Below are 16,971 nucleotides of genomic sequence, written 5' to 3' on the forward strand. Positions count from 1 at the left end.
AAAAATTACGGTGACTCAACGCGCTTTATGTGGTGCCTAATTGAATACAAAAAGCAAAGGCTGGGAATTACCATGACTGCTGTGAGAATAAAGAACAAGCTCCAATTGCCTTCAAGACCATCTACAACAAAGCCGCTGCTAGAAGCGACCAAGGTTCTGCCCGCAACACTCAGGGAGGCCATGAGTGCGTATTGGGTTGCACTAAACGCCCGATTACACAATAGTGAGATAAACGCGACCATGGCAACGGTGCTCCAAGCCCCTGTAAAGCCATCGACAATAACGGTTATGGCTAAAAGAGATGTGGAAGGGCCTGTTTGCGCGATCAGTGCAAATAGTAAATTAGACGCGGCCATGGCCACACCCGCAATCATTAATCCGCGGTAAATACCGTAGCGAATGTTAACCAATCCACCTAACAGTGAAAACACGATGGTTACCCACCAGTTGAGCAATTTTGAGTAAGTAGCGATATCGCTATTAGAAAAGCCAATTTCTTTATAAAACACGATACTCATGCGGCCTAGAAAGGCTTCACCGATTTTAAATAGAAATATAAACAGTAAAAACGACGCCGCTAATTTAACGCCGTTTCGATTGAAAAATTCGGCGAATGGCGTGACCAGAGTAGTTTGTATCCAGTGAAAAACGGGAGACTGCTTTGTATCTTTGGCTGTTATCTTTTCAAGCAAGGCTTCGCGGTCAATTTGTGGCTCGTTCGCTAAATACGTGGCGCACATTAATAAAGCCATGAGAGCACCGAGTAAAAGATAAATGTTTGGCCAAGTCCAAGATGTCATGTCAGCCAAGAAGAACGGGATAGCACCAAGCCCGCCATAACCTGTCCACCAGCCAGCGGTGGCTACTGAAGACGCAGCTGACATGCCGTCTTTGTCGTCTTGGGCAATACAGTCAATGCGAAAACCATCGATGGCGATATCTTGCGTGGCAGAGGCAATAGCAATAAGCAAACCGACTAATGCAACATAAAACAAATCTTGGTCTGCAGTGAGTTGAGACATCACTAAACACAGCAAAACTACACAGCCTTGCATAGCGAAAATCCAACCTCGTCGTTGACCTAATAGTGGGGGCTTGATTTTGTCGACAAGCGGAGACCAGAGAAAATTAAAAGAGTATGTCGCGAAAATAATGCCGAATAAGCCGATGGCCGAGCGAGACAAACCTTCATCTTTGAGCCAAGCAGATAGCACTGAACCAATCATGATCCAAGGGAAGCCACTGGAAATGCCGAAAAGAAATATACTGAGGTATCGTTTGTCGTTAAACGTTTTTAAAGCGTTGAGCAAAACTGCGGCCTTAGGCAAGAATACAAAAGCATATTGAGCCATGAACCACAGTGAGAAGCAATAACGCGTTGAAGTGAAAGTTTTATTATGGACGAATGCCGACGCAGTCGAGTGGACAATGACCCAAACCTTCAAGGAAATTCACGCAGTTATTTAGTTCATCTACAAGAAACTGGTCGTTAATTAGCTTATCTTCATTCCAATAATGCACTTGGTGAAGTAAATGCCAAAAAACTCGTTCTTTTTGTGTGTAGGGCTGCGTTAAGGTGTAATCAATTTGCCCCCATTCTTCCATACTATCCCAAAAGAATAGCTCGATCTCCTCGATAGGAAGCTCTCCTTGCCAAAATGCTCTCAAATAGAAACACAGCTGCTTTGCTTTGTTATCTACGAAATCTTGAACACTCACAAGTAACTCAACCGTTTATGTTTGCTAAAAGTATTATAGTTCATAACAATCTTACTGCTTAGGACAGAGGCTTGCTATTTACACCATTAAATTTAGGTAATTGTTTTGGATACTAATTTAGCGTAATCGGTTAATTATCGAATTACCAGCCTAGGTGGCGAGTCCAACCAATAGTGCTATTTGCAACTATCTGAATATGAGGGGATTTCTGAAACTCCTTTATACTAAAGGCTAATAAATTGCTGGGAATAATTATTTGTCGATAGTGCATCTTTAGTGCGTTTTTTGCGCTAATCTTTCGCTTTTGCGTGGTACTGTTCGCCCAGTCGTTAAATCCACTTAGTGACAGATCCAATATTGGAAAGCTGGACTGTGCTATATTATCTATAACTAATGTGTTCGTTGATTCTTCTGGCCAAAAAGGTGAAATGGCTACGAAAGTGTCTGGATGAAGTTGAGGCTGTTGCTCTACGACGGACAAGTAAGTTGTGGCCAGCATGCCTTGTGCAATGACCATACGGTAGCCTGAATTGTCTTGTAAATAATTATTCAATGCATTGAGTTGTAAACTCAGCGCTGAAGTTGCTGATTCAAAGTTGAGATACTGCGTAAGTTGATTACTTCTGGGGTGGATATTTTGGGCTGACATAGACGTAGCTTCAGAGTCTGATATGTCGGTGTTTGCAGATTCAGCAGGTAGGTTCTGCTGGGAAGTGACATTGACCGGCAAATTAAACGGACTTATCACTACATTCCAGCCTTTTTCAGCAAGCATGTTGGCAAGGCTATTTCCCTGCGCGAGCGTAAGGCTAGAGGGAAAAGGCTCGGTGAGTATGATAGCCACACCCAAAGGTAATGGTGTTTGCGCTTCAATTTCAATAATTGGGGATTCAACTTCTCCAATCATCAAAGGTTTCACTTCTCCAGGCAGATAGGCGTGACTAACATCTGTGAAAAAGTCACAGTGAGCTGTCATAGGCAATAGCGAAACAATAACAGCAAATGTTAAAAGGAGAGCGTGCCTTTTCATAAAATGTGGTTTGCCTTTACCTTAATCTGGATCTATTCAGCTTAGACAGCATCAAATTAATTCGTACATCAAGCGTATACAAAGGTTATCGGCAGGGTGCGTTAAAACTAAAATGGAGTCTATTGATAACGTTGAATAGCGTTAAAACGCTACTCAAAACTTTCTGAGAGCGGCTTTGGGCAAAACGGACTAAAAGGGATGGCGACATTAAAGTGCAGCCAATGCCCAAGTGTCGGGTGCGAAAGACTCAAGCTTTCAGCATGAAGCTGTAAACGAGGCGCCATGGATAACGCTTCTTCATGCGCATAGAGTCTATCTCCCAAAATAGGGTGACCCAAAGCAAGCATATGTACTCGCAGTTGGTGAGAGCGACCGGTAATGGGATAAAGGGCAACGAGAGAATAGGGTCGCTCTTTTTCATCCAGTGTGCGCTCAATGACGTCAAAGTGCGTTACGGCTTTTTTACCGCGCTCGAAGTCTACCATTTGCTTTGGCCTGTTTGGCCAGTCGCAAATAAGGGGAAGGTTAACCTCTCCGCTGTCTTGTTCTACATGCCCATGAACACGTGCGAAGTAGCGCTTTTTAGTTTGACGTAACTCAAACTGTTTCGAGATATGGCGATGGCTGTCTTTATTAAGCGCCAGCACCAAAATACCCGAAGTCGCCATGTCTAAGCGATGCACTACTGTTGCGGTGGGATACACACGGTTCACCCGGCTAATCAGCGAATCGCGGTGCTCTAAAGCTTTGCCCGGAACGCTCAATAGCCCGCTAGGTTTATGCGCAACCACCATGTCCTCATCTTGATACAAAATATCAAGATAAGGTGTCATCGGTGGGTTATAAACAAAACTTGGGTTCGCCATTATGTACTCGTTACTTCACAGTCGCTCTTGAATGTTTAACCTTTCGAGGTTACGGGTTATTTACCACAATACGAATGGCGTCCAGCTGAACATCTGCATCCTGAATAACTTTATCAAGGGCGTTCATTTGCGTTTCAATAAACTCGATTTCGCTGTCACGTACTGCTGGGTTACGCTTTTGAAGATCGCGCAAGCGCTGTATTTCTTCGTTAAGCGTGCTGTGCATGCTGTTAAGTGCGTCGTGTTGCTTTTGGTTAGCTTGCTGATGGGCAAGCTTACGCGCCTTTTCAATGGCAAGCTCAAGCGGCTGTTGCAAGGCTTTTAGAAGCTGAGCCGAGATCTTACGTCCAATTTTACGCTTAACGTCGAAGCTCAATTCAGACGGGTTTCCTTGCGCATCTAAACACACTCGCACGGGCGTTTGAGGTAAGAAACGGCCTAACTGAAGCGCTTTAGGCGCTTGCGCCTGCAGCACAAACAACGCCTCAACCCAATAAGCGCCTTTTGGCAAAGACGGCTCGGCAATAAAGCCCATGCTGCTCTTTCCGTGCACGTCGGTGAGTACTACGTCCATGGCGGTATGCACAAGTGGATGATCCCAACTTAAAAACTGCACGTTTTCTAGCGTGGTGGCAACACGGCGCTTGTAAGTAACCGTCATGCCTTCTGGGTCAAGACCTGGAAGCTGGCTCACCATCGATTCAGTTGGCATAAGAATAAAGCAGTCATTGCCTTTTTCGTCCTGCTGAACACCAATAGCATCGAATACGCGACCCATAAAGCGCGACAAATCTTGTTCGCTATCAAGGGTGATAATGTCTTCAAGCAGTTGTTCTACGCGGCCCTCTCCCGAAGCATTAAGCTCTAGAAGACGATCGCGACCGGCTTCAAGCTGCGCTACGAGCTGGCTATTAAGCGTAACACTCATGTTCACTAGCTCGTCACGCGCGCTCATATCGTCAGGGTGTAAGCACGCACCAATAAGCAGAGGCTTAACGTCGTCGAATACACCAGAGCCCGTGGGGCAGGTCTTTTCGAAGGCATTCAGCCCTTCGTGATACCAATCTAGTAATACGTGCTGCGCGGTTTTCGCTAAATACGGCACGTGAATTTGTACGGTTTGGGTTTGGCCAATACGGTCAAGACGACCAATACGTTGTTCAAGCAGATCTGGCGTGATAGGCAAATCGAACAGCACCAAATGATGAGCGAACTGGAAGTTACGACCTTCGCTACCAATTTCACTACACAGTAGAATTTGTGCGCCGTCTTCCTCATCAGCAAAATAATGGGCCGCCTTGTCGCGCTCCACAATGCTCATGCCTTCGTGGAATACACTGTGGCGAATACCGGTTTGCGTGCGAATAACCTCACCTAACTCTTGCGCTGTACGGGCGCTTGCGCAAATAAGCAGAATCTTTTCTGGCTTAACGCTTTGCATGAAATCAAGCAGCCATTCAACGCGCGGGTCTTGCTTGGTCCAGCTGTTAACCACGCTTGCCATACGTTCAGGATACAGTGAATAGGTTAAGTCGCCGCCGCTCACGGCATCTGAATAAACCTCAGGCAAAGCCAGTTCGTAAGCGCTTAATTTACGCATCGGAAAGCCTTCGATATTGGCGCGGCGGTTTCTAAACAGCATACGGCCTGTGCCGTGACAATCGATAAGTTGGTGCAGCAGCGCATGGCGATTTTCCGGCGAGCTTAAATCACCCGCATGTTCCATTACGTCAGGCGCGAATTCTGCGAGTTTGCTGCGTTGTTTGTCGTTAGGCTCGGCGTCTGAAAGTAATGGCGCTACTGCATCGGCCAGTTGGCTGTATTTCGATTCTTCATCTAAGAATGCATCGTAGCTATGGAAGCGAGCCGGGTCGAGCAGGCGCAAGCGGGCAAAGTGGCTTTCGTGACCAAGTTGATCAGGCGTTGCGGTAAGCAGTAATACGCCTGGCGTTTGGTTTGCCAGCGCTTCCACACACAAGTATTCGGCAGAGGGAGCCGCACTTGACCACGCAAGGTGATGGGCTTCATCGACAACCATTAAATCCCATCCTGCAGCTTGAATTTGCTGCTGGCGTTTTTCGCTCTTGCTTAGGAAGTCGATACTGCAAAGTACCAGCTGGTCGTTTTCAAATGGATTCACAGCGCTCGCGTCAGATGTTTCGTCATCTTGTAAGCCTTCGCTCTTCTCTATAGCCTCGCAACGACTTTCATCGTAAATGGCAAAAGGAAGGTTAACGCGACGAAGCATTTCAACTAACCATTGGTGCATGAGCGAGTCTGGAACCAAAATAAGCACGCGCTCTGCGCGGCCTGTTTTAAGCTGCTGGTGAATAATTAACGCGGCTTCAATGGTTTTACCAAGACCTACTTCATCGGCAAGTAATACGCGAGGTGCGTGTCTGCCGCCTACCTCTGACGCAATGTGGAGTTGGTGCGGAATAAGCGATATGCGCGCACCTGCAAGACCAATGGTGTTTGAACGTAAGTAATCGTATTGATGATCTAAAGCACGCTCGCGCAAATCGAACCATTTAGGGTTGTCTAATTGCTGACTGAACAGGCGCTTTTCAGGTTGGTTCAAGCGAATGTGGCTGTCTAGCATGGTTTCAGGTAATCGCGCTTGCGCTTTGGTGTCTTCGCGAAGCCCGTGATAGATGAAAAGATCTTGGCTTTCTTCTTTTTCAGTAATGGTCATTTCCCAGCCGTCTTGGCTTTTGACCGTTTCGCCAATTTCAAAAATTAGTCGCGTAAGCGGCGCATCTTGCTTAGTATACTTTCGCGCTTCGCCTGTTGCTGGATACAACACTTCGACAGAACGGAAGTCGCTACCAATAACGACACCTAACCCCAGCTCTATTTCTGTGTTGCTTAACCAACGCTGACCAACTGAAAATTGACTATCTGAACTCATAAATCACCAACCTATTTTTCGGGGGGCGGTATTGTACGCATTGCGTTGTGATAAGTCATTAATACTAGCTCATTTGATTTGCGGTTGCAGGTGGGGGGATTGAGTACCTATGCCCTGCGTTAACAAGACGATTAGCACTAGTAGGCCTTCTTTGCTTCACAACGAGAATGCTGGTAGCAAAAGAATAAGAACGTTGACGTGCCCATCAGGCTTGCTTTGTCACAGGGTTGGCGTAAAACTGTCGTATCACTGACCATGGATATTTCTTACTGTTAACCGCGTTACGTTTTTAACGTATGTGAATCGCAGCTAACAGGAGGAAGCGCGAGATGGATATGAAAGTAGACAGTCAAAAGCTTATACAACTTCGCAATGCTAGGGCATGGAGTCAGCAGCATCTGGCAGATGTGTCTGGATTGAGTTTGCGTACTATTCAGCGAATTGAGAAAACACAATCTGCATCACACGATTCAATAGGCGCACTTGCTTCAGTTTTCGAAACGACGCCCGATGCGCTTTTAATGGGTGAAACCCACGCCACCACAAGTCATCCTCAAGGGCTGCCAACCTCGCAAACTTCTACTGCGGGCGAGAATGCCGCAGCTCATCATTCAATTAAGCTGCAGGGTGACCGGCCAACGTCGTTGAATCCCCAACATGTTCTTTGGATCACGCTAGCGCTCGCCATCAGTTTGTTCGTTGCTATTTATTATGCGCAAACGGTCAATGCGAACAATGGTAGCAACCAAGTAATTGAAGCTGGCAAGCCAGTTAATGTCAGTAGCGAAGTCCTTGAAGGTGCAACAAGCTGGCTGGAACTTATCGACAGCGGAGAATATGAACAAAGCTGGAAAGAGAGTGGGGCTATTTTTAGAAGCGGTATTTCAATAGCTAAATGGACCGAGGCGATGCAGCTAGTCAGGGAGCCATTGGGGGCAGCCAAGTCGAGGGAAATTGCGTTAGCACAAGCGCCAACTTCACTGCCGGGATTGCCTAAAGGAAACTACTTAATTTTGTCGTTCACCACTGACTTTGATTCCCAGACCACAATGAAAGTAGAGACCCTTTCTATGGTGGAAGTTGATGGCGAATATAAAGCAATAGGCTACTTCATTAAGTAGCCTACTCAGGTAACTGGTACAAAGTTTCAATTCCTTGAATGGTTTTGAAAGCATCATCGCTCGTTGCATTGTTGATGGCTTTGATAAGTTCAGGTGCATTGTAGGGTTCTAACAAGGTTAAGAACGTCGCTGTGCCAGGCGGCATGCCACTATTCACTGCTTTTTGAAGTCGCTTCCATACGGTGAACAGCGACTCCTCACCTAACGTTTTTTGTTGCACCACGCTATCGATGGCGCGGTGCATTATCATCCCACATGAATAATAAAGATTGAAGTGCCCGTTTTTATAAGCACGAGCCAGCGTTGTCTGCGCCAGCCCTTCAGTACAGCTCTCGAAAGCGCGGGTCATTCGGCTTTCAACGTAGCTATTGGCGTCTTCGTAGAGGAAGTTCATGGCGATTGCCGCAAAGTAGTCGGCGTTGCCCTCGTGCAGCCAAGACTGCTCCTCGTTTTCTGATACACCTTCGGTACTGCCGGGCTGATATAAATGGGCGACTTCGTGAGCAAAGAACCAAAGTGTTTGGTTAACAAAGCTGCTGTTATCGGCCTGCTCATTTAAGTCTTGTCTGTTCCAATGCATAAATATCTGGTTAGGTAGTGTGCCGCCTTGTGTAGAGTGATCATCTACGTTTGCATAAGAGGCAAATAACATGGGCTTTTCGCCCTTAAGCGGATTAAGAGAATGGGAGAAAAACGCCATCATGTTGGGTATATCTTCTTCTAGCGAAGCTTTAATGCTTTCAGGAAGCCCGGGATCAATTAGGGCAACCACATCATCGGTAATAATTGGCTGTTGCTTACCCACATACACGACTCTTCCATCATTGTTATCTGTCCACGACACGCTGCTTTTCATTACTTTGCCATTCAACACTATGTGTTCATCACTGGGAACATTGAGTGTCAGGTGCCATTTATTATCTTCTTCAGTACAGGTATTAGCACAAGCAAACAGTCGCCCAGAGTGAAAGGCATTTCCACCATCAGAAAAAGGAGAAAATGGTGCGTAATCTTTACCCAAGTGTTTATAGGTGGGCGTCAGTAAAAATGACACGGTAGAGAGGGGCCTGCCTGACTTCGAACGTACAAGTTCTTGGTGTTTGACGTTATCAAAGACGATTTCTATGTCGTTGTCTTGCGCGAACCAACGTGTTGTTCTTGATGTATCTGGGTTTCTAACAAAAGCCAGCGTTTTGGCTGGCGTAGTTAATATGTAAGTGACTACCCATTTTTCAGACGTATCAGCCGTGCTTTTCTCAACCTTGATTAGAATGTTAGAAGGGGAAGAATCATTGAACGCTTGGCTATTCGCCCATGCAATTTCAACGTTAAAGCACGCCAGTAGCGCTAACGTCATGCTTATGGCCGTTTTTATTTTTGTGATGTTAAGCCAATTCATAGCTGATCTTTCCCTGAGTGTTATTAATTTAAACGCATCCACTTTATTGAGGTGTTGTGGCATTGGGTTAGCACCCGTGTTTAATTCACCGCTTCAACAAATACACCTTAGCCTATTTGGGTATTAAAAACGCAACTAAAGCTGCGCTAACTGTAGTTAAAGTGTGAGCATTTGTTACGAACCAAGTATGCCAGTTTCTTGTTAATGCAGAATGGGAGCGCTGTGCTATCTCATATTACGTGAAGGGACTGTTCGTCGCTTCTCACTTGCTCTAACGAAAAATAAAAAAGAAAAAACAGTGCTAAATCTCAAAAACTGGATTATGGTGGAATTAAGGGTTCGCTAATTTAACAAACGAACCTTTGAGGCAGAAAGAGTAGTACTGCTTCTCAGTCGACGCGAGTAGGGGAAGAAGTCCTGTTTCGAGCGGCATTCTCCTACAACCGTAACTGTAGCTTGTTAGCGCGTGCGTTCATAAATGAACAATACGTCTAACCTGGCTTTATTTACCGGAGTGAAGGATGCCAAGAAAAAATTCTACCGATACTAAGATTTACGTCCTCGATACCAATATTCTGCTGCACGAACCTCACGCTTTTCTCTCCTTTAAAGAACATGACGTTGTTATTCCAATGACCGTATTGGAAGAGCTCGACTACATCAAAGACAGCAAAAAAGACGTGGCGCGTGATGCACGGGTATCCATTCGGGCAATGGAGGATTTACTCCACGACGCAACGCCAGAAGATATGCTAGCGGGTGTATCGATGGAAGGGTTGGGCGCGGGTCAAACGGCACCTACAGGGAGTCTATCTATATTCGCCGACCTCAACATGGTTGAGGCTCAGCAAGTGTTTACCAGCAACGAGAATGACAACCGCATTATTAACGTAGCGCTGCACTTGCAAAAGACGTTCGCGCCGCAAAAAGTGGTGTTGGTTACCAAAGACTTAAACATGCGCCTTAAAGCGAAAGGGGCAGGCCTCGCTCATGTTGAAGACTACCGCACCGACCAGCTAATTACTGACATCAAATATCTATCTCGCGGGTTTCATACCTTTGAAGGTAATTTTTGGGACAGCGTAAAAAGCGTGGATAGCCGCAGCGAAGGGCGCGACACCATTCACACTATTCCCAAGTCTATGTTGCCAGAAGCGTATGTAAACGAGTTTTTGCTCGACGAAACTAAACAGTTTGCAGGTTTAGTAGAAGAGATCACCGACGATCATTTAGAGGTGCTGGATTTAGGCTATGAACGCTTGATGGGTCGTCATGCCTGGGGCATCACACCCAAAAATATAGGGCAGGCCATGGCGCTCCATGCGCTGCTAGACCCACACATTGATATGGTTATTCTCACAGGCCCTGCCGGTAGTGGTAAAACGCTCCTTGCGTTAGCGGCAGCCCTTGAAATGGTGGTAGAGCGTAACATGTATGACAAAATCATTGTCACGCGAAGCACGCCGGAAATTGCTGAGTCCATTGGCTTCTTGCCGGGAACGGAAGAAGAAAAAATGTTGCCTTGGTTGGCAGCAATTACCGATTCTTTGGAAGTACTCCACAAGCACGACGAAAATACCAAAGGTTCTATGAATTACATCATGGAAAAAGCCAACATTCAGTATAAGTCGGTAAACTTTATGCGAGGCCGAAGTATTCAAAATGCGATTGTGATTTTGGATGAGTCGCAGAACTTAACCGCGTCACAGCTTAAAACCATCATCACACGTTGTGGTGAAGGAACGAAGCTGATAGTGGGCGGTAACTTGGCGCAGATAGACAGTAACTATCTGAGCGCAGTGACCTCGGGGCTTACTTACTTGGTTGAGAAGTTTAAAGACTTTTCGGGCAGTGCCACCATTAACCTAGACGGCGTGGTAAGAAGTCGTCTTGCGAGTTTTGCTGAAGAAAATCTTTAACCTAAGATAACGCGTAAATTGGTAGTATTGTTTTTATAACAGAATACTGTCCTCACTGTTATACTCCGCTGGTGGGAACTATCGGAGTATAACGTGGCTAAATACGAAGTTTTAGCTCACCAACTTAAAGAGCAGATTGAGCGTGGCGTGTGGGTAGAAAATGAAAAGCTCCCATCGCTTCGCAAACAGGCAGCACAAACAGGCTTCAGCCTAATGACAGTGCTGCACGCCTATCAGATGTTAGAAAGCCAAGGCATAGTCAGCTCCCAAGAACGTTCGGGCTTTCTGGTAACAGCTAAAGCGAGCAATGCCTCAAAAGAACGTGTACAGGCCACAGAAGCCGTCAGCATTAACGACTTTGTATATGAAGTGCTGCAGGCCTCTCGCGACCCCCACATGTTCAGTTTAGGATTTGCTTACCCCGACCCAAGCCTTTATCCAAGGCAACATTTAAATAAGTCTATTGCAGCTGCCGCCCAGCAAATTTCCTTGACCAGCGCCATGGATAACTTGCCTCCAGGTAACCTGGACCTTAGAAAAATCATCGCTAAGCGCTATGCCGCCAAAGGCGTGAATATATCGCCTGATGAAATCATTATTACCGCTGGTGCGCTAGAGGCGCTGAACTTGAGTTTGCAGGCATGCACCACACCAGGAGACTGGGTGGTTGTTGAGTCGCCGGTGTTCTATGGAACGCTTCAAGCGCTTCAACGTTTAGGTCTAAAAGCGATTACTGTAACGGTATCACCCAACACTGGCCTGGATGTAGCTGCACTTGAGCGCGCATTTAAAAATCATAATGTGAAAGCCTGCTGGCTTATGAGCAACTTTCAAAATCCAATTGGATACTCATTGAGTGACGTTCAAAAACAGCAGGTGGCCGCGTTACTCGATAAGTATAATGTTGCCCTTATTGAAGATGATGTGTATGCCGAGCTTTATGCTGATAAGCATCCACCTCTGCCAATTAAGCATTTTATGAAAGAGGGAGATAGCATGTTGTGTTCATCGTTCTCCAAGTCTTTAGTGGCAGGGTACAGAATAGGGTGGGTCGCCGCAGGTAAGCGTGCCCTTGAAATACAAAAACAGCAGCTTATGAGTACATTGGCAACCAGTGCGCCGATACAGCTTGCGCTTGTAAACTATTTATCCACAAAAAATTACGAGTCTCATTTAAAGCAGCTGCGAAAAAAACTCATCGCTCGTAAGAAGACGATAACGACGCTGCTTACCGACCTTCTATCAGACGTTGCGACTATTCATACACATAGCGGCGGCTATTTTTTGTGGGTGGAATGCCGGGGGCATGTTGATGCAATGGCTATTTATAAAGAAGCGTTGCGTTTACACATCACCATTGCGCCAGGAAAACTGTTTAGCTTAACCAATGAGTTTAACCATTGTTTTCGTTTAAATGCATCGTTTGCTCTGAATGAAGCGAAGCGCTATCAACTGCTTAAGCTTTCGCTATTTATAAAAAGTCTTTCATAAATAACGCGTTATCACTCTGTGTAACGCAAACCGTAGTTTTTGCACATTCTGTAAAGGGAGCAAGTTTGAAACAAGAAAAACATACACCTTAAAAATCTGCGACTTCAAAGCCTACGCCTTAAATATCTACGCCTTAAAAACTATAGCAACTGATCTATAAAGAAACCCCTAATCTGTTTCTATTTTAACGGCCTTAAATCCCTACCATTAGCGCAAAATTTTCGGAGAAAGCTAATGACGGCAGTTAAAATTCGGCAAGAAGACATCATTGCTTGTACACCCGTAGAAAGCAAAAAAATCTATATCCGTGAGGAAACCGGGCACTTTCAAAAAATACGTCGATACTTGAATGTAGTATTAGTGACGCTGTTTGTTGCGCTCCCCTTTATTCAATACCAAGGACAGCAGGCGATTTTGTTTGATGTGGGGCGTCAAACCCTCACGCTTTTTACATGGGTGTTGTATCCACAAGACCTCATGATTTTTGCCTTTCTGTTTATTCTTGCGGCTTTTGTTTTGTTTTTAGTCACCCGTCATTACGGGCGAGTATGGTGTGGCTTTACTTGCCCTCAAACCGTATGGACTCTCGCTTTCAATTGGGTAGAGCGCCGTATTGAAGGTACGCACAATCAAAGCAAGGCTTTAGATAAGCAGCCTAGCTCACTAACAAAAGTAGTCGTGAAGGGGGCAAAACACAGTGCATGGTTGGCATTAAGCCTTATTACTGCGCTGGTTTTTATGTCTTACTTCTATCCGGCATCTCGTCTATATACGGAGTTTTTCACTTTCTCTGCGCCTGCGTTAATTTCAGGCTGGACAATGTTCTTTGCCGTTTGCACTTATGCCAATGCCGGTTGGCTTCGAGAGAAAATGTGCACGCACATGTGCCCCTATTCTCGCTTTCAAGCTGCGATGTTTGATAACAGTACGTCATTGGTTACTTACAACGAAACGAGAGGAGAAAGTCGCGGACCAAGAAAGCGTTTTTCACAGCACAAAGACTTGGGCGATTGTGTCGATTGTAATTTATGCGTTCAAGTCTGCCCAGCAGGCATTGATATTCGTGAAGGAATTCAGTACGAGTGCATTAACTGTGGCCTGTGTATTGACGCATGCGACAAGGTCATGGCCAAATTTGGCTATCCGCTCAAACTTATCAATTTTTCGCGAGCCGGCAGGAATTCTGGGCGTAAATTCACTAACTATCTTTACGGCGCCGCAATCATTGCCATACTGCTCGCAATGGGCGAGTGGGCTATCGACAGGCAGGACTTCGAAGCTTCAATTAGCCGTGACCGCAACGCGCTTTACAGAGAGAACAACGCGGGACACATTGAAAACACTTATACGTTAACCGTTTTAAATAAATCCCGCGTGGCCAAAACCTATGAAATTGCTATAGAAACGCCATCAGATATGCAGCTTATTAACGTACCGACTATAAACGTAGCACCAGGCGAAAAGCGAAATGTGCCATTTTCAGTTGAAGCATTGTCGCCAATGGCTAATACCATGCAATCTGTTAGCTTTGTTATTATCGATAAATCTACCAACAGTGTGATTGGCAATGAAGTGATGTTCTATTCAGGGAATAACAGGCAAATGTAGATGAAACTTACTCTACTACTTCCACTTGGTAGCGCCCGGTCACAATGTTGCGCTCTGTATCTTCGGATACTTGCCCGAAAGGAATGAGTGCCGGACCCGTAGGATCATAGAGCACGTAAACGTCGCCATCGTGCTCTATGGTTCGGTCATCTGCCATGGGGGTTAATGCAATTCCAAGCAAGGCGTGGTTGGGCAGGTAAAGCACAATCATCTTTGTAGTAGGTAAAAAAGCTCTTACCATTGAAGACGCTAACACTGCTTTACTGTCACAGTCCCCTAGGTTCTGCATAAGCACACTTATGGGCGGCGCATACCCAGAGCCATTACTCACTACTCTATCTTCTAACGTGTCGTAAGGGATGCTTTGCAGCCAGCTGAGAATTAAAGAAAAATAGGCTCTTGAATCTGACTCAGACGCGACTTTCTCGTAAAACGCTTGAGAAACTGACACCAAAGGTTTTACTGACTCAGAGATGTAACGCAGGTGATCTGGCTTTATGGCACTTTGGTTAAATATGGTCGTAAAGCGCGTGAAGTAATGTTCATGCAAGTAGCTATCGTAAGCGTTTTGCTGTACGTCACGTAAATGCGCTTGAACGTCTTCTATTTTCTCTTCGTCAGTCCCCGACACTTTAATATTAATGGCTTCTCTCATGGGCTTGATTGTTACTTTTGCGTCCTTGGGGTTGATAGCCTTTGCTGCTTTGGTCAACGCAACAGTCACGTGTCGCTGTGCTATTTTGGGCTTGTAATTAGTTTGCCTGAGCGGCAAGTCTTCAATTGACTCAAAGGGAATTTCAAACCTGAGGTTATGTCGCTGCTTCGCACCGTCAATCCATTCGTAATAGAACTGCATGCCGGTATCAGTCTTCTTTCTTTTGAACTCGAGTTGTTCAGAGAGCGCATGCTGAACATGGAAAACCACAAGGATCGTAGCAAGACCAAGGTATCTCGTTACCTTACTAATAAAGCGCCAAATGTTCTTTTTTTTCGAGTTAGTGTGAAGCTTCATTGTTATCGTTGGGGTAACTCAATAATTGATCACTCATTTTGTGAGTATGCGCGTGAAAATGAAAAAAACAAGGCAAAGGCTATTTTGAAGCCTTTGCTAGGGTAATGGGTCGTGCCGGCCCATTACCCTAGCAAAGGGCAGTGAGCGTTAATAATGCATTGAGAGACCTTGGGATTGTGCTACTTGATTCAAAAACTGTCGATTAGTGGGTAAACCACTGAGTTGTTGCTGAGTACTTTGTACATGTTTTGCGTAGGCCTGCCGCTGTTCAGGAGTGTGCAAATTGGCTTGATAGACATCATTGTACTGCGACCTGAATCCCATGCCGTATAGAACAAACAAATAGCTGGCCGCGGGGAACAATTCCTCACGAAGTTCAAAATCAGATGAAATAGGGCTGCGGCTTTTCCACAGGGTTAGCCAATCTTGTAACTGGGTGGAGCAGCTCTCTTGGTTCCGCATATCACGCCAGTACGCAGAAGCTTCACGTTCACTCAACACATAATGAAGCTTTAGGAAGTCGACTATTCTTTCCCATTTTTTTTCGAAAGCCTGATTAAACTGTCGACCAGCCGCTTGGCATTCTTTATATGTTCTAGGCAGTTGTTTTGCTATGTGGGTGGCAGATAATTCAATCATGACAAGCGCCGACGCTTCCAAAGGTTCTAGGAAGCCAGCAGATGTGCCGATGGCGACACAATTCTCTACCCAAAGCGTTTTACGGTAGCCCGGTGAGAATGTGATCTTTCTCGCTTTGCTAACATCCACATCAGCGGTTTTCTTGTCGTGCTTTAAGTAGGTCTCCAGTGTTGCTCTTGCTTCATCTTCACTGCAATGCGCTGAGCTATACACGTATCCCACACCTTTTCTCGAAGGCAAACCAATGTCCCAAATCCAGCCACTGTTTTGAGCTGTTGAGTGTGTGGTAGAGGCAATATCAACTGAGCTGTCAACGTAGGGAGCTTGGATTGCGATAGCACTGTCGTTGGCCAGTACGTTGGAGCAAGATGTTAAGGGGATACCATAGTGCTGACCAATTAACCTTGCCGCAAAGCCTGTACAATCTATGAATAGATCACCAGTAATATTACCGTGTTCACGACCCACTATTGCAGCAATAGGTTCTGAAGATGAGCCAACCACATCATCCACATGATCCACAATACGTTGAACACCTAAAACCGTTGTCGCGTGCTTTTGAAGTAGGGCTGCAAACTTGTTTGCGTCAAGGTGATAACCATAGTTTGCAATGCCAGCATACGCAGGCGTTTGACGCTGCTTGGGTGCGAGGTGATGGTCGCATAACGCGGCCTGGGAACATACAGCATGTGCAAAATCTTGCTCTGCTGCGTAGCTTTGCCACCATGCCGCAACGTCGCTTTCAAAGTACCTAAATGGTAGGCTGAAAGGGTGGTAGTACTGATGTTCAACGTTGTCTGAGCGCCAATTGTGAAAACTGGTACCTTGCTTAAAAGACGCATTGCACTGGGCTAAAAAGGTTTCTTCACTGATACCAATTTTAAGAAGCGTACTGCGCATAGTAGGCCACGTCCCTTCGCCTACACCCAATATACTGACATCTGGTGACTCAACTAAGGTGACACTAATATTGTCATCGTGCTTGTGCGTTACAGCGATGATTGAAGCGGTTAACCAGCCAGCGGCACCACCACCTACAACAACAATACGACGAAGGGGGCTATTCGCTTGATGCATATTTTTCCCAAAGCCTACTTTATGAAAATAAAATGTTAATGATTTGGTTTTTCTTAAATGTATATTAAATGGGGCTTAAATGTAAGTGGAAACGTTTACATAATTAGTCGGTAGTCGGGAAATAGCGCAATTAACTACGAGTACAGGCAGCATTGTTTACTGCCAGTAATACACAGGGA

At 45.6% G+C, this 16,971-nt stretch carries 12 protein-coding genes; 4 read left to right on the forward strand and 8 right to left on the reverse strand.

Annotation, left to right across the window (positions count from 1 at the left end; all coding sequences use genetic code 11):
* Window positions 1-5: 5 nt before the first annotated feature.
* The 5 genes from AWH61_RS00240 to rapA all read right to left on the reverse strand — a co-directional run bounded on the left by AWH61_RS00240 (window position 6) and on the right by rapA (window position 6,526).
* On the reverse strand, window positions 6-1,352 hold the full coding sequence (locus AWH61_RS00240) for an AmpG family muropeptide MFS transporter (protein ID WP_075175932.1): 1,347 nt from the start codon (window positions 1,350-1,352) through the stop codon (window positions 6-8).
* Between the two features lie 43 nt (window positions 1,353-1,395).
* Window positions 1,396-1,719: a hypothetical protein gene (locus tag AWH61_RS00245; RefSeq protein ID WP_014948188.1), complete on the reverse strand. Its 324-nt coding sequence runs from the start codon at window positions 1,717-1,719 to the stop codon at window positions 1,396-1,398.
* Window positions 1,720-1,861: 142 nt separating this feature from the next.
* A complete protein-coding gene (locus tag AWH61_RS00250; protein ID WP_075175933.1) occupies window positions 1,862-2,749 on the reverse strand; it encodes a DUF3530 family protein in 888 nt (295 codons plus the stop codon).
* Window positions 2,750-2,898: 149 nt separating this feature from the next.
* Window positions 2,899-3,615 carry a bifunctional tRNA pseudouridine(32) synthase/23S rRNA pseudouridine(746) synthase RluA gene (gene rluA / locus AWH61_RS00255; protein WP_014948190.1) on the reverse strand — a complete coding sequence of 239 codons (717 nt, stop codon included), beginning with the start codon at window positions 3,613-3,615 and terminating at the stop codon, window positions 2,899-2,901.
* Window positions 3,616-3,664: 49 nt separating this feature from the next.
* Entirely contained in the window at window positions 3,665-6,526 is a 2,862-nt protein-coding gene (rapA, locus tag AWH61_RS00260; protein WP_075175934.1) for an RNA polymerase-associated protein RapA, read from the reverse strand.
* A gap of 329 nt (window positions 6,527-6,855) precedes the next feature.
* Between rapA and AWH61_RS00265 the strand changes: the two genes are divergently transcribed.
* Window positions 6,856-7,647, forward strand: coding sequence for a DUF4019 domain-containing protein (locus tag AWH61_RS00265; protein ID WP_075175935.1), 792 nt, complete (start codon window positions 6,856-6,858; stop codon window positions 7,645-7,647).
* Between the two features lies 1 nt (window position 7,648).
* On the opposite strand, the gene AWH61_RS00270 is transcribed toward AWH61_RS00265, so the two are convergent.
* Window positions 7,649-9,046: a gluzincin family metallopeptidase gene (locus tag AWH61_RS00270; protein WP_075175936.1), complete on the reverse strand. Its 1,398-nt coding sequence runs from the start codon at window positions 9,044-9,046 to the stop codon at window positions 7,649-7,651.
* Window positions 9,047-9,567: 521 nt separating this feature from the next.
* On the opposite strand from AWH61_RS00270, the gene AWH61_RS00275 reads away from it, so the two are divergent.
* From AWH61_RS00275 to ccoG, 3 genes are all read left to right on the forward strand, one after another.
* Entirely contained in the window at window positions 9,568-10,965 is a 1,398-nt protein-coding gene (locus AWH61_RS00275) for a PhoH family protein (RefSeq protein ID WP_014978266.1), read from the forward strand.
* A gap of 93 nt (window positions 10,966-11,058) precedes the next feature.
* Complete coding sequence (locus tag AWH61_RS00280) at window positions 11,059-12,456, forward strand: aminotransferase-like domain-containing protein (RefSeq protein WP_075175937.1); 1,398 nt, start codon at window positions 11,059-11,061, stop codon at window positions 12,454-12,456.
* Window positions 12,457-12,690: 234 nt separating this feature from the next.
* Window positions 12,691-14,064 carry a cytochrome c oxidase accessory protein CcoG gene (gene ccoG, locus AWH61_RS00285; RefSeq protein WP_014975625.1) on the forward strand — a complete coding sequence of 458 codons (1,374 nt, stop codon included), beginning with the start codon at window positions 12,691-12,693 and terminating at the stop codon, window positions 14,062-14,064.
* 7 nt (window positions 14,065-14,071) lie between these two features.
* On the opposite strand, the gene AWH61_RS00290 is transcribed toward ccoG, so the two are convergent.
* A complete protein-coding gene (locus tag AWH61_RS00290; protein WP_249922577.1) occupies window positions 14,072-15,076 on the reverse strand; it encodes a hypothetical protein in 1,005 nt (334 codons plus the stop codon).
* A 147-nt stretch (window positions 15,077-15,223) separates the two neighbouring features.
* Entirely contained in the window at window positions 15,224-16,792 is a 1,569-nt protein-coding gene (locus AWH61_RS00300) for a tryptophan halogenase family protein (protein ID WP_075175940.1), read from the reverse strand.
* Window positions 16,793-16,971 lie beyond the last annotated feature (179 nt).

The sequence above is a fragment of the Alteromonas sp. W12 genome (assembly GCF_001924945.1).
GTDB lineage: Bacteria > Pseudomonadota > Gammaproteobacteria > Enterobacterales > Alteromonadaceae > Alteromonas > Alteromonas macleodii.

What these genes read in the sequence shown, in the direction of transcription:
- AWH61_RS00240 (WP_075175932.1), bottom strand. Translation starts at nt 1,352, where the DNA reads ATGGCTCAATATGCTTTTGTATTCTTGCCTAAGGCCGCAGTTTTGCTC.
- AWH61_RS00250 (WP_075175933.1), bottom strand. Translation starts at nt 2,749, where the DNA reads ATGAAAAGGCACGCTCTCCTTTTAACATTTGCTGTTATTGTTTCGCTA.
- rluA (WP_014948190.1), bottom strand. Translation starts at nt 3,615, where the DNA reads ATGGCGAACCCAAGTTTTGTTTATAACCCACCGATGACACCTTATCTT.
- rapA (WP_075175934.1), bottom strand. Translation starts at nt 6,526, where the DNA reads ATGAGTTCAGATAGTCAATTTTCAGTTGGTCAGCGTTGGTTAAGCAAC.
- AWH61_RS00265 (WP_075175935.1), top strand. Translation starts at nt 6,856, where the DNA reads ATGGATATGAAAGTAGACAGTCAAAAGCTTATACAACTTCGCAATGCT.
- AWH61_RS00270 (WP_075175936.1), bottom strand. Translation starts at nt 9,046, where the DNA reads ATGAATTGGCTTAACATCACAAAAATAAAAACGGCCATAAGCATGACG.
- AWH61_RS00275 (WP_014978266.1), top strand. Translation starts at nt 9,568, where the DNA reads ATGCCAAGAAAAAATTCTACCGATACTAAGATTTACGTCCTCGATACC.
- ccoG (WP_014975625.1), top strand. Translation starts at nt 12,691, where the DNA reads ATGACGGCAGTTAAAATTCGGCAAGAAGACATCATTGCTTGTACACCC.
- AWH61_RS00290 (WP_249922577.1), bottom strand. Translation starts at nt 15,076, where the DNA reads ATGAAGCTTCACACTAACTCGAAAAAAAAGAACATTTGGCGCTTTATT.
- AWH61_RS00300 (WP_075175940.1), bottom strand. Translation starts at nt 16,792, where the DNA reads ATGCATCAAGCGAATAGCCCCCTTCGTCGTATTGTTGTTGTAGGTGGT.